General features: G+C 62.1%; 14 protein-coding genes. 6 read left to right on the top strand and 8 right to left on the bottom strand.

Going from position 1 to position 12,982, the window contains the following annotated elements; translation table 11 throughout:
• Positions 1-7: 7 nt before the first annotated feature.
• Positions 8-100, bottom strand: a complete 93-nt coding sequence (cydH, locus tag C2U47_RS11665) for a cytochrome bd-I oxidase subunit CydH (RefSeq protein WP_010675981.1) — start codon at positions 98-100, stop codon at positions 8-10.
• 125 nt (positions 101-225) lie between these two features.
• Between cydH and folK the strand changes: the two genes are divergently transcribed.
• Positions 226-771: a 2-amino-4-hydroxy-6-hydroxymethyldihydropteridine diphosphokinase gene (folK, locus tag C2U47_RS11660; protein WP_049636031.1), complete on the top strand. Its 546-nt coding sequence runs from the start codon at positions 226-228 to the stop codon at positions 769-771.
• 58 nt (positions 772-829) lie between these two features.
• Here folK and C2U47_RS11655 read toward each other — a convergent pair whose 3' ends face one another.
• A complete protein-coding gene (locus C2U47_RS11655; protein ID WP_039039618.1) occupies positions 830-1,534 on the bottom strand; it encodes an SDR family oxidoreductase in 705 nt (234 codons plus the stop codon).
• A 159-nt stretch (positions 1,535-1,693) separates the two neighbouring features.
• Here C2U47_RS11655 and C2U47_RS11650 point away from each other — a divergent pair, with 159 nt between their 5' ends.
• Positions 1,694-2,098, top strand: a complete 405-nt coding sequence (locus C2U47_RS11650) for a CBS domain-containing protein (RefSeq protein ID WP_049636032.1) — start codon at positions 1,694-1,696, stop codon at positions 2,096-2,098.
• 257 nt (positions 2,099-2,355) lie between these two features.
• Positions 2,356-3,111, top strand: a complete 756-nt coding sequence (locus C2U47_RS11645) for a substrate-binding periplasmic protein (RefSeq protein ID WP_234915651.1) — start codon at positions 2,356-2,358, stop codon at positions 3,109-3,111.
• A 101-nt stretch (positions 3,112-3,212) separates the two neighbouring features.
• On the opposite strand, the gene asnC is transcribed toward C2U47_RS11645, so the two are convergent.
• Entirely contained in the window at positions 3,213-3,674 is a 462-nt protein-coding gene (gene asnC / locus C2U47_RS11640; RefSeq protein ID WP_041214272.1) for a transcriptional regulator AsnC, read from the bottom strand.
• Between the two features lie 154 nt (positions 3,675-3,828).
• On the opposite strand from asnC, the gene asnA reads away from it, so the two are divergent.
• Positions 3,829-4,821 (top strand): aspartate--ammonia ligase, encoded by a 993-nt coding sequence (gene asnA, locus C2U47_RS11635; protein ID WP_049636034.1) that lies wholly within the window; start codon positions 3,829-3,831, stop codon positions 4,819-4,821.
• Positions 4,822-5,075: 254 nt separating this feature from the next.
• On the opposite strand, the gene C2U47_RS11630 is transcribed toward asnA, so the two are convergent.
• Entirely contained in the window at positions 5,076-5,582 is a 507-nt protein-coding gene (locus C2U47_RS11630) for a DUF1543 domain-containing protein (RefSeq protein ID WP_049636035.1), read from the bottom strand.
• A gap of 26 nt (positions 5,583-5,608) precedes the next feature.
• Positions 5,609-6,235: a LysE family translocator gene (locus tag C2U47_RS11625; RefSeq protein WP_049636036.1), complete on the bottom strand. Its 627-nt coding sequence runs from the start codon at positions 6,233-6,235 to the stop codon at positions 5,609-5,611.
• 171 nt (positions 6,236-6,406) lie between these two features.
• On the opposite strand from C2U47_RS11625, the gene C2U47_RS11620 reads away from it, so the two are divergent.
• Complete coding sequence (locus C2U47_RS11620; RefSeq protein ID WP_049636037.1) at positions 6,407-7,312, top strand: LysR substrate-binding domain-containing protein; 906 nt, start codon at positions 6,407-6,409, stop codon at positions 7,310-7,312.
• Between the two features lie 93 nt (positions 7,313-7,405).
• Here C2U47_RS11620 and clpB read toward each other — a convergent pair whose 3' ends face one another.
• The 3 genes from clpB to rluD all read right to left on the bottom strand — a co-directional run bounded on the left by clpB (position 7,406) and on the right by rluD (position 12,070).
• Positions 7,406-9,982 (bottom strand): ATP-dependent chaperone ClpB, encoded by a 2,577-nt coding sequence (gene clpB / locus C2U47_RS11615; RefSeq protein ID WP_042882774.1) that lies wholly within the window; start codon positions 9,980-9,982, stop codon positions 7,406-7,408.
• A 250-nt stretch (positions 9,983-10,232) separates the two neighbouring features.
• Positions 10,233-10,970, bottom strand: coding sequence for a peptidoglycan editing factor PgeF (pgeF, locus tag C2U47_RS11610; RefSeq protein ID WP_049636038.1), 738 nt, complete (start codon positions 10,968-10,970; stop codon positions 10,233-10,235).
• A 119-nt stretch (positions 10,971-11,089) separates the two neighbouring features.
• On the bottom strand, positions 11,090-12,070 hold the full coding sequence (gene rluD / locus C2U47_RS11605; RefSeq protein ID WP_010675991.1) for a 23S rRNA pseudouridine(1911/1915/1917) synthase RluD: 981 nt from the start codon (positions 12,068-12,070) through the stop codon (positions 11,090-11,092).
• Between the two features lie 116 nt (positions 12,071-12,186).
• Here rluD and C2U47_RS11600 point away from each other — a divergent pair, with 116 nt between their 5' ends.
• Positions 12,187-12,942 carry an outer membrane protein assembly factor BamD gene (locus C2U47_RS11600; protein ID WP_029314864.1) on the top strand — a complete coding sequence of 252 codons (756 nt, stop codon included), beginning with the start codon at positions 12,187-12,189 and terminating at the stop codon, positions 12,940-12,942.
• Positions 12,943-12,982: the final 40 nt, after the last annotated feature.

Genomic DNA, 12,982 nt, shown 5'->3' with positions numbered 1-12,982 from the left:
GCCGGATTCACGCCAGGCCGACGGACGCCACACAGATGACAATGATCATGGCAAGGGCCCCTGACGCGGCCAACAGTGCCCATTTCATTTCTACGCTCATGCAAACCTCCTTTCTGCCAATCAGCGTTGGATCACAACAGATAACGACATGTTAATTCATAGTGAATCCCATAACCGTGAGCTGCGTATATATTTCAGACGAGCCCAACCCAAGGAATGGAAAGCATGTTTTACCTCTGTAGCATTGGATCCAATCTCGACCCCGCCCTGCACGTCAGTCAGGTCGTCGCCGAATTGCTGGCCCGCTTTGGTCGCCTTCACCTGAGTTCCGTCATCCAGACCAAACCCGTGGGCATGCATTCGCGCCACGACTTCCTCAACTGCCTGTTCGTCGTCCAGAGCGACCTCTCCCCCGTCCAGCTCAAGGCCGAGTTTGTCACCATGGAGCTGACCCATGGCCGGGATCGCAGCAACCCCCTGTGCAAGGTGGCGGACAGGCCACTGGACATCGACATACTGGCCTGCGGCGAACGGGATGACTTCGCCGAGGCCGGGGTGGATGCCTACCTGGGGGATCTGCTGGCGGAGATGTATCAGGGCGGCAGTGTGGACTCCGGCAAGGTGACCCTCGGCCTGCCGGGCAGCAAGGTGTTTGCGAAGCAGCGCATCGGCCAGGCCCCCATCCATCTCTGCCAGCAAGACGAGGCCCTGCTTCCCGGCAACGGCCACCCCGGCCCCCCTTCCCGGCACGCCGCCATCCGGCACCCTTGAGCCGTTCACACACATGAGGCGCCCAAAGGCGCCTCATGTCATGGCGGCCCGCCTTGCCCTAGATGACGGCGAGGGCGCGCCCCCCGTCCACCCGGATGCTGGCCCCGGTCATGTAGTCGTTCTTCATCAGCATCTGTACCGCCTGCCAGATGGGCTCCAGACCCCCTTCCCGCGCCAGCGGCGTCTTCGCCAGCACCTGCTGGCGCCAGTCATCCCCGTGCTCGTCGAGAAACAGGATGGGGCCAGGCTCTATGGTGTTGACCCGCACGGCAGGCGCCAGTTCGCGGGCAAAGCTCATGGCCAGGGAATGGGCTCCCGCCTTGGTGGCCACGTAGGCGGCAAACTGGGGCGCCGGGGCATGGATGTAGATATCGGTGATGTGGATGATGCCCCCGTTGGGCTGGCGGGCAAGGGCAGGGGCCAGCGCCCGGTTGAGCTGGAACGGAGCCGCCATGTGTACCCGGTAGAACTGATCAAACTGGGCCAGCTGCACCGCAGGATCCGCCGCCTGGGGCTCGAAGGCGGAGGCATTGTGGATGATCAGGGCAAGATCCTCATGGGCCGCCAGCGCCGTCACCACAGCGCCCACCTCCTCTTCCCGGGTGAAGTCCGCCTGTACCAGCTCGACGCCCACGTCTCGCAGACGATCCAGCTCGGGCCGTTCGCTGCGATAGCTGCCCGTCACCTGCCAGCCAGCGGCCACCAGCTGCTCACACAGATAGAATCCCAGGCGACGGCCACAGCCCGTTACCAATGCACGCATACCCTCTCCTTGTGGTTGTCGCCCTCCCCGATCCATGCAGGATCGCACGGAGGGCCCATTCATCGGCCATGACCTATCGATGTCCGAGGCAAAACCCATTGGCCCCGTGTCACAGCCACCGGGCATAGTGGCCCCATCGACCCCCATGGAGCCACCATCATGCTACAAATTCGCGATCATATGCAGCCATTGACCCACTCACTGCACCCCGGCCTCGGTCTGGCCGAGGCGCTGGACAGACTCCATCGGGCAAACCTGGGGGGCCTGCCGGTACTGGATGACCATCAGCACCTCGTCGGATTTCTCTCCGAGCAGGATTGCATTCCCGCCCTGCTCACGGGCAGCTATCACTGCGACACCCGTACTCTGGTCGAAGATCTGATGAGCCGGACCCCGCTGTTCGTCTCTCCTGATGACAACATCGTGGATCTCGCCCGCCAGATGGCCGGGGCCAGACCCAAGATCTATCCGGTAATGGAGGGAGGCAAGGTGACGGGCATCATCAGCCGTCGTCAGGTGATGCAGGCCCTCAACACCCAGATGAAACAGTGTCAGGCAACCTGAGGCAGGCAACCTCGCACAGGTTTCATGCCGACCACCCTCCCGCCCACAGCCGGCGAGTGGCTGGTCCATCCCGCCCGACTCTGCCACGGGGCGGCCTGTCGATGCAGCCCGCCCCCCTCCCACCGGCACCGTTCGTTTGTCCCCTCCCCATTTCAGGGTTTGCCATCCGTGGTCGTCTCTAGTTAGATAGGTGCCGGTCACAGTCCCTGCCGGATGCGACCCCGTCCCGAGTGCTCAGGAGATGTAACGTGCGACGCTTGCTCGTATTCTGCTTGCTGCTGCCCTGCTGGCTGTCAGCCAGGGAGCTGGTCATTGGTGGCATCCTGGAGCCCCCTCTCAAGTGGCTGGATGCACAGGGACACCCTCGCGGGCTGGATGTTGATCTCGTCACCGCCATCTTCGGCACGCTCCATACCCCCATCAGGATTGAGCTCATCGATTCGGGGGCCAGGCTCACCCGCAATGCCGAAAGCGGCTTCTATGACCTGCTGCTGACCCACTCCTACAAACCGGAGCGGGAGGCCTATCTGCTCTACCCCGAACAGGCCCATATGCTCCATAGCTGGCACTTCTTCATACGCAAGGAGTCCGCAGGCCGGATCCATTATGACCATCTGACGGATCTCAAACCCTGGCGCATCGGTGTCACCCGGGATTTCTCCTATACCCCCGAGCTCGCGGCGGCCATGACAGACCCGAGCTATCACTTCCAGGAGATCCCCATCAACCAGCTGCAACTGCGCAAACTCATCGCCGGTCGCATCGACGTGGTGCCCATGTCCCTGGTCACCGCCTTCACCCAGATAAGAGAGGAGGGACTGGAAGGCAAGCTCGACTACCTGCCAAAACCCCTCAAGACCAGCCCCTACTTCAATGTCTGGACCCGTTCCCGGGCCGATGCCGACACCCCGGCCCTGATGGCCGCCTATGATGCCGAACTGCTGCACATGAAGCGGGACGGCCGGCTCAAGGCCCTCTACGACAAATACGGCATCCCCTATATCGAACCCTGATCCACCGGTCAGGGTGTCATAGCCCACAGGGTCAAATTCTGCTGCGCGGACAGGGTCTCGCACGGGAGAGGGATCTCAACGCCCCCCTCAGACCACCCGACTCAAGGCTTCACATCCCGCAGGATCGGGTTTTGCAGCGAAATCAGCGTCTCGGTGGACTGGATCTCGTCGATGGTCTGGATCTTGTGGATCAGTACCGTCTGCAACTCGTCGATGGAGCGGGTCATCACCTTCATGAAGATGCTGTAGTGGCCCGTGGTGTAGTAGGCCTCCACCACCTCGTCCAGCGCCTGCAGTTTGGCCAGGGCCGACGGGTAATCCTTGGCGCTCTTGAGGTTGATCCCGATGAAGCAGCAGACGTCGTAGCCCAGCTTCTTGGGGTTCACCTGCACCCGCGTTCCCTCGATGATGCCCGCCTGCTTCATCTTCTCTACCCGCACGTGGATGGTGCCCGGGCTCACCAGCAGTTGTTTGGCCAGCTCGGCGTAAGGCAGGCGCGCATTCTCCATCAGGGCGGAGAGGATGGCCTGATCGAGATTATCGATCCGATAATTTTCTGACACTTTTTTGCGCTCCTTTTAATGATTCATCATTAATTGATGGCTTATTTTGAAGAAAAAAACACACAAAGCCTATTTCAATTATCGAATATTGAATTTAGTTGGCATTCTGTTGAAGAATCACCGCATTCAACGGATTCACGACAGGTAATTCAGCATGAAACAGCACTACATCCGCAGCCAACAGCAGATCAGCTTCGTCAAAGAGATGTTCTCCCGCCAACTCGCACTGCAACTCGGCCTGATGGAGGTACAAGCCCCCATTCTGAGCCGGGTCGGTGACGGCACCCAGGACAACCTCTCCGGCTGCGAGCATGCAGTGCAGGTCAAGGTGAAAACCCTGCCGGAGCACAGCTATGAGGTGGTCCACTCCCTGGCCAAGTGGAAGCGCCAGACCCTGGGTCGCTTCGGTTTCGGCCCGGGTGAAGGCATCTACACCCACATGAAGGCACTGCGTCCGGACGAGGATCGTCTCAGCCCCATTCACTCCGTCTACGTCGACCAGTGGGACTGGGAGAAGGTGATGCCGGGCGAGCGCCGGGATCTGGCCTATCTGCAGGAGACGGTGCGCGGCATCTGGGCCGCCATCAAGGCCACCGAGCGCGCGGTCTGTGCCGAGCACGACCTGACCCCCTTCCTGCCGGCGGATATTCAGTTCCTGCACAGTGAAGAGCTGCTGACCCGCTACCCGAACCTCGATGCCAAGGGACGCGAGCGCGCCATCGCCAAAGAGCTGGGAGCGGTCTTCCTCATCGGTATCGGTGGCGCCCTCTCCCACGGCGAACGCCACGACGTGCGAGCCCCGGACTACGACGACTGGAGCAGCGAGAGCGAGCTCGGGCTGGCGGGTCTGAACGGTGACATCCTGGTGTGGAACCCGGTGCTGGAAGACAGCTTCGAGATCTCCTCCATGGGGATCCGGGTGGACGCAGAGGCCCTGCGCCGCCAGCTCGCCATCACCGGCGACGAGGATCGCCTGCAATATGACTGGCATCAGGATCTGCTGGCAGCACGGATGCCGCAAACCATCGGCGGCGGCATCGGCCAATCCCGTCTGGCCATGCTGCTGCTGCAAAAAGAGCACATCGGTCAGGTCCAGGTCGGCGTCTGGCCATCTGAAATGAAAGCTGCCATCCCAGGCATGCTGTAACGAATTGATTTGATTGCATCTGTCCTCCTATCGCGGCAACACGGCGCGGGACAGACGCGATAGCGAAGCTGGTCAGCCGGGGTGGAGAGCGTATCCCGACTGACTGTAAGGCGGGCATGGTCGCTGACTGTGCCTGCCGACCCTGGGGCTTGCCCCTGCGATCCGCTCAACCCACGTCAGATCGCATCGAATACATTCCTCCCGGCAATCTTCGGATTGCCGCTTTTTTTATCCCCCGCCTGCAACCGTCACGCTCAGCGGCCGATGGGCTGATATCCCTGCCATTGCGGTCTGAAGGGGCTCCCTTCGGAATCGGGCACAAGGTGCACGTACAGACCGCTCACCGTCTCCAGCAGCAGGCAGTCGTCCACCTCTTTCAGGTTGTCCTTGTGCTGGTGCCTGACCCCCTTTAGCAAGGATGCGAGCCCCCTGGCTTTTGCTTCCTTTGCATCCTTTGCCACAAAGAAATCGAAGGCATGCAGCTCCGCGAGGGAGTCTGGGTGATAGCCACCCATGTTCACAAAGTAGAGGCGGGGAGCTTCTTTCTCAGGAGGCGTCTCCCGCAGATACACCGAATAGCCATCCGCCCAGAGCAGCCTGGCGTAACCGTCGATATGCACCTTGTCGGGATCGCCGAACCAGGCCTCCCGCAGTGCAGGCCAGGCCCCCTCGGGGGTCTGCGCCGCCACAAACTGGATGTCGTGGACCTCGATATTGGATTGGCCGGCGTTGCCGCCCAGATAGAACACGAATAGAAACATGTCTGACTCCCTTGTCTCACCCCTGGTCACGCCAGCATCAGGGTGACTTTCACCCCATTGTACAGAACCCCGAACAGTGAAACTGCGAGCAAAAACAAAGATGAAATCAACGCGATATGCTTGCTGTGCCGGGCCGGCATCCAACGCTTCACCAGCAGGACATAGAGACTCAGCACCAGCAGATCGAAGAAGATCCATACCATGGAGAGGGTCAGAATGCTGGTGCCAAAGTGCGGTGTCACCGCGATGAACTGCGGGAAGAAGGCGACGAAGAAGAGAATGTCCTTGGGATTGGCCACGCCGGTCATGAAGCCCTGCGTAAAGCCACCACCTGCAAGGACAGGCGCACCGGACCGGGTATCCCGGCTCACCCCTGCCATCAAGCCGCCCACGGCCGCATAACCGATGTAGAGTGACCCCGCCCCGCCCAGCAGATAGAGCCACAAGGGTGGCAGAGAGATCACGCCGGCCAAGATCAGGGTCGCCATCAGGATCAGCACCAGGGAGGCCCCGTTGGTGCCGAGCAGGGTCATCCAGGCCTGGCGATAACCATGACGAACCGCCGTGCCGGTGACGAGCGCCACGACAGGCCCCGGAGTCAACAACAGGAGCACGACCGACAAGGTGTAGGCCCCCAGCAACATCATGTTCATTCCGTCTTTCCTCCTTCGTTGATACCGCCATGTCCGCCTTTAGCCAAGGCGGCATGATGAGTCATGCTCAACCAGCCCCGGGGTTGGCTGCATTATTCAACGGGACTCGGCCCTTGAAAAACGGATAAAACTCCCATTGAATGTGAGTAAAGCTCACATTGATATCGAACGATGACCCTTCCCCCTCTCTACGCGCTGCGTGCGTTTGAAGCCGCGGCCCGGCTCGGCTCCTTCAGCAAGGCGGCAGCCTCTCTGCACGTGACGCCGGGCGCCGTCAGTCGCCATGTCCAGACCCTGGAGGCCTGGTTCGAGTGCGAACTCTTTCACCGCCATGGCCCCAGGGTCGAGGTGACGGAAGCCGGCCGCGCCCTGGCGGAGCAGTTGACGGAGGGGTTCCAGAGCCTGACGATGGCGTGTCAGACTTTTCGCCGCAACGGCCAGGAGCTGCGACTCAAGGCGCCCTCGACCCTGACCATGCGCTGGCTGCTGGATGTGCTCGGCACGCTCCGTGAACATCACCCCACTCCCAGGATCCTGGCCTCCAGCGTCTGGATGGACATAGACGGCGTCGATTTTCACCGCGAGCCCTATGACTGCGCCATCTTGCTGGGGAACGGCCATTTCGGGGATGACACCGAGTGTCACCTGCTGTTCGAAGAGTGGCTGATCCCCCTCTGTGCCCCGGCCCTGGTGGAAACCGCCCGCACGGATTTGGCGGCGTGCGAACTGATCCACCCCTCGCCGGATCGCCGTGACTGGCGGCGGTGGCTCAAGGGAACCGGCGCCAGGCCAGGGCTCAATCTGGCCAGTGGCAAGGTGTTCGACACCCTGGAGCAGGGCAACATGGCCGCCATCAGCGGTCACGGCATCTCGGTCGGGGATCTGCTGCTGAGCCAGGAGGCCATCGCAAACGGGCTGCTGGCACTGCCCTTTCACCAAGCCGTCGCCACCACGGATGGATACTACCTGGTGTGGCCCAGACACAGCGCACGGCGCAAGCATATCGACAGCCTGCGCCGCTGGCTGACCGACGCCGTGCCACACAACAGGCTGGAGCACATTGAATGGGTCGGGTGACATGCCGCAACAGTGCACAGGATCCCCCTGACGGGTTGCGAACGCCCATAAAAAAACGCAGGCGCGAGGCCTGCGTTTTCATCGATAACGGCGTTAAGGCTGGCTCATGGTGAGCCCATTGCTGTCGGCCCCCAGCCGCAGTGTCTTGCCCGGGATGACCCGGCCGCTGAGCAGGGCCTGGGCCAGCGGGTTCTCCACCTTCTGCTGGATCGCCCGCTTGAGGGGGCGCGCCCCGTAGACGGGATCAAACCCGGCATGAACCAGCTTGGTCAGCAGCTCCTCGCTCACCTCCACCTCGAAGCCCTGGGACTCCAGACGGCTCATCAGGCTCTTGAGCTGGATGCGGGCGATGGACTTGATGTGCTCCTCACCGAGGGGGTGGAACACCACGGTCTCGTCGATCCGGTTGATGAACTCCGGCCGGAAGCTGCGGGTCAGCACCTCCATCAGCATGGCCTTCATCTCGTCATAATCCTTCTCGGAGTGGTGCTCCTGGATGAGATCAGACCCGAGGTTGGAGGTCATGATGACGACCGTGTTGCGGAAGTCCACGGTACGCCCCTGACCGTCGGTCAGGCGGCCATCGTCCAGCACCTGCAACAGGATGTTGAAGACATCCGGGTGGGCTTTTTCCACCTCGTCCAGCAGGATCACCGAATAGGGGCGACGGCGCACCGCCTCGGTGAGATACCCCCCTTCCTCGTAACCCACGTATCCCGGAGGCGCCCCCACCAGACGGGCCACGCTGTGTTTCTCCATGAACTCGGACATGTCGATCCGCACCATGGCGTCCTGGGTATCGAACAGGAACTCCGCCAGCGCCTTGCACAGCTCGGTCTTGCCCACCCCGGTGGGGCCGAGGAAGAGGAAGGAGCCGATGGGGCGGTTCGGGTCGGACAGCCCGGCACGAGAGCGGCGAATGGCGTTGGAGACGGCGTCCACCGCCTCTTCCTGGCCGATCACCCGGCTGTGCAGCTGATCCTCCATCCGCAGCAACTTCTCCCGTTCCCCTTCCAGCATGCGGGCCACCGGAATGCCGGTCCAGCGGGCCAGGACGTCGGCGATCTCCACGTCGGTGACCCGGTTGCGCAGCAGGCTGGTCTCCTGCATCTCGGCCTGGGTGGCGAGATCCAGCTGTTTCTCCAGTTCAGGGATGCGGCCGTACTGCAACTCGGACATGCGGCCCAAGTCCCCTGCGCGGCGCGCCACCTCGAGATCCTGACGGGCCTGCTCCAGTGCCGCCTTGATGTGCTGAGTCCCGGCGAGGGCAGCCTTCTCGGCCTTCCACACCTCTTCCAGCTCGTTGTATTCCCGCTCTTTTTCCGTCAGCTCCTGATTGAGCAGATCGAGGCGCTTGCGGCTGGCGTCATCGTCCTCCTTCATCAGCGCCTGCTGCTCCAGCTTGAGCTGGATGATGCGCCGCTCGAGCCGGTCCAGGGATTCCGGCTTGGAGTCGATCTGGAGCCGGATGCTGGCCGCCGCCTCGTCGATAAGGTCGATGGCCTTGTCAGGCAGCTGGCGATCCGCGATGTAGCGGTGGGAGAGCTGGGCCGCCGCGACGATGGCGGGGTCGGTGATCTGCACATGGTGGTGCAGCTCGTAGCGCTCCTTCAGGCCACGCAGGATGGCGATGGTGTCCTCCACCGAGGGCTCCTCCACCAGTACCTTCTGGAAACGGCGCTCCAGGGCGGCATCCTTCTCCACGTACTGCCTGTACTCATCGAGGGTGGTGGCCCCGACGCAGTGCAATTCGCCGCGGGCCAGGGCGGGCTTGAGCATGTTGCCCGCATCCATGGCACCCTCGCCCTTGCCGGCACCGACCATGGTGTGCAGCTCGTCCACGAAGAGGATGACGCTGCCCTCCTCCTTGGCCAGATCGTTCAGGACCGCCTTGAGCCGCTCCTCGAACTCGCCGCGATACTTGGCTCCGGCCACCAGGGCCCCCATGTCGAGGGAGAGCACCCGCTTGTTCTTGAGCCCTTCCGGCACTTCGCCATTGATGATGCGCTGGGCCAGCCCCTCGACGATGGCGGTCTTGCCGACGCCGGGGGCACCGATCAGGACCGGGTTGTTCTTGGTGCGGCGTTGCAGCACCTGGATGGTGCGGCGAATTTCGTCATCCCGGCCGATCACCGGGTCGAGCTTGCCGAGTTCGGCCCGCTCGGTGAGATCGATGGTGTACTTCTCCAGCGCCTGGCGATTCTCCTCGGCGTTGGCATCCTCCACCTTCTTGCCGCCACGGACCTTGTCGATGGCTGCCTCGAGTTTTTCCTTGGTCAGCCCCTGGGCACGCAGCAGCTCGCCCAGCGTCCCCTTCTCGTCCAGGGCCGCCAGCACGAACAGCTCGGACGAGATGAACTGATCCTTGCGCTGCTGGGCCAGCTTGTCGCAGACGTTGAGCAGGCGGCCTAGGCCGTTGGAGAGCTGTACGTCCCCTTCCACGCCGCTGACGCGGGGCAGGCGGTCCAGCTCCTCGCCGAGGCGCGAGCGCAGGGTATTGATGTCGAGCCCGGTCAGGGTGAGCAGCGGACGAATGGATCCGCCGTCCTGATTGAGCAAGGCGCTCATCAGATGGACGGGTTCAATGAATTGGTGGTCACGACCCAGTGCAAGAGACTGGGCATCGGAAATGGCAATCTGGAATTTGCTGGTCAGGCGATCGAGGCGCATTGCACTCCCCCTTCAAGACAGACGCCGCATGCGCGGCAACAACATCGCTTTCTGACAAGGAAGATGTGGTCTTGAAGGGCAATTTCAAGGGGTGGCTGTTTATTTTTTCCTCAATAGCAATGACCGAGGGAAAACGACCTCGCAATGGCAGCCTGTACCCTGAGCCTGCTCGGCAGCAAGACATGGCCGCCAAAGGGCCATCACCAGGGAGTGAAGAGGCGCTTGCGGCCACTCGCGAGCGCCCCTTCGGCTATTTTTCCAGCCATACAAGGGAGGCCATGCGACCCGTCTGCCCGTCGCGGCGATAGGAGTAGAAGCGCTCGCTGTCGCTGAAGGTGCAATGTTCGCCACCATAGATGGCGGTGACGCCGGCGCGGGCGAGGCGCAGTCGGGCCAGCTGGTAGATATCCGCCAGCCATTTCCCTTCGTTGAGGGATGGCACGAATGCAGTCGCCGCTTCCGCCTGCTCCGCCATGAAGGCATCGCGCACCTCGCCACCCACTTCGAACGCGGCGGGACCGATGGCCGGGCCCAGCCAGGCCAGGATCTCGCCAGGCTCGCAGCCCATGGCGGCGATGCTTGCCTCCAATACGCCCCCCTGCAGTCCGCGCCAGCCGGCATGGGCCGCCGCCACTACGGTGCCTGCCCGATCGCAGAACAGCACCGGCAGGCAGTCGGCAGTCATCACGATGCAGGCCTGCCCCGCCTCATGCGCACAGGCGGCATCGGCATCCGGTACGCGCTCATAACGGTCGCTCACCGGATGGACGGCGATGCCATGTACTTGGTTGAGCCAGTTGAGAGTGCCGGGGATCCCCGCCACCTGCTGCAGTCGGGCGCGGTTGGCCTCGACCCTGGCCAGTGCATCGCCCACATGGGCCCCGAGGTTCAGACCAGCAAAGACCCCTTCGCTGATGCCGCCGTCCCGGGTGGTCGAGAGAGCCCTGACATTGCCCGGTGCGGGCCAGTCGGGTGCGATCCAGTTCATCTGTGGCTCCTTTCGTTCATATGAAAACGGGGCCCCTTGGCTGCAACCAGTCAAGGGGCCCCGCATCAGATCATGGAGGGCAGGTTACGGCAGGAATCGTCGCAAGGCCGCCTCCGGGATCAGTTCCAGACAAGATCGTCCGGATTGGCCAGGGTATCCGCCCGCAGCACTTCCATCAGCGCCACCATATCCTGCGGCGTGGGGGAGTGCCACTCCATCACTTCACCCGTGATGGGGTGCGCCAGCTTCAGCATGGTGGCGTGCAGTGCCTGACGGTGAAAACCGCGCAGGGCCTCGGTCAGTTCGGGGGTGGCGTTGCGCAGCAGACGCAGACGACCGCCGTAGGCGGGATCCCCCACCAGCGGATGCTTGATGTGGGCCATGTGGACACGGATCTGGTGGGTACGGCCGGTCTCCAGCCGCAACCGCAGACGGGTGTGACCACGGAACTTCTCGTGCACCCGGTAGTGGGTGACGGACTCGCGCCCGTTGGGCACCACGGCCATGTGGGTACGCTGGGTCGGATGACGACCGATGGGGGCATCGACGGTGCCGCCGGCGGTCATGTGGCCGATGGCAATCGCCTCGTACTCACGAGTGATCTGGCGTGCCTGCAGGGCTTCCACCAGGTGGGTCTGGGCGGGAATGGTCTTGGCCACCACCATCAACCCCGTGGTGTCTTTGTCCAGACGGTGCACGATACCGGCGCGGGGGACCTCGGCGATACCGGGGTAGCGGTGCAGCAGGGCGTTGAGCACGGTGCCGTCCGGCGTACCGGCGCCCGGGTGAACCACCAGGCCGGCCGGCTTGTCGATCACCAGGATGTGTTCATCTTCATAAACGATGTTCAGCTCGATGTTCTGGGCATCCCAGCGGGTGTCGTCTGCCAGTTCCACGTTTACATGTACCTGCTGCCCGGCCACCACTTTCTCGCGCGGGGTATTGGCAACCTGACCGTCCAGGGTCACTCTGTCCTGTAAAATCCACTCCTTGATGCGGGTCCGGGAGTAGTCGGGAAACAATTCGGCCAGGGCCTGGTCGAGTCGTTGCCCGAATTGGTGATCCTGAAATTCGCCTGTCAGTTCAATATGCTGGCTCATGTATGGTCTCTTGAGCGGGGGTATCAATTCGAAATAATCCGGGTATTCTAGCTTTTCTTTTAGCCAAGCATAACGGATACTTTGCCAATTTCGTGGAAATGGACCGGATGTTGTTGATGGGAAAGAAGTCTCACCTGCTGATGTCGCTCGCCTTGGTCGCTACTCTGATCACTGGCTGTTCCAGCACCAAACCCAAGGTTCCCGACGAACCGCCGGAAGTTCTGTACCAGAAAGCCCGCATCAAACTGGATACCGGCAACTACCTCAATGCCATCGAACTGCTGGAAGCGCTGGACTCTCGTTACCCGTTCGGTGCCTACTCAAACCAGGTTCAGCTCGATCTCATCTATGCCTACTACAAGCAGGATGATACCGCCCAGGCGATCGCCAACATCGACCGTTTCATCCGCCTGAACCCGGCGCACAAGAACATCGATTACGTCTTCTATATGCGCGGCCTGACCAACATGGCGGCGGATTACAACTTCTTCCAGGATTTCCTCGGCATCAATCGGGATGACAAGGACCCCTCCTACGCCCGTCAGGCCTTCCAGGACTTCAAGACCCTGCTGCAGAACTACCCCAACAGCAGCTATGCAGCCGATGCCCGTGCCCGCATGATCGGCCTGAAGAACCGTCTTGCCCGCTATGACCTGGGGGTAGCCGAGTACTACGTCAAGCGTGACGCCCTGATCGCCGCAGCCAACCGCGCCAAGCTGATCGTCGAGACCTATCCCGACACGATGGAAACCGAGAAGGCACTGGAAATCATGGTCAACGCCTATGACACCCTGAAGATGCCGACCCTGGCCCAGCATGCCCGAGAAGTGCTGGCCAAGAACTACCCGGACAACCGTCTCGGTCGCGGCTGAGTAGCGAACGGACAATGAAAAACCGGAGCCACTGGCTCCG

The organism is Aeromonas sp. ASNIH7 (assembly GCF_002903485.1).
Classification (GTDB): Bacteria; Pseudomonadota; Gammaproteobacteria; order Enterobacterales; family Aeromonadaceae; genus Aeromonas; species Aeromonas caviae.
This window is presented reverse-complemented; position numbering and strand designations above follow the sequence as displayed.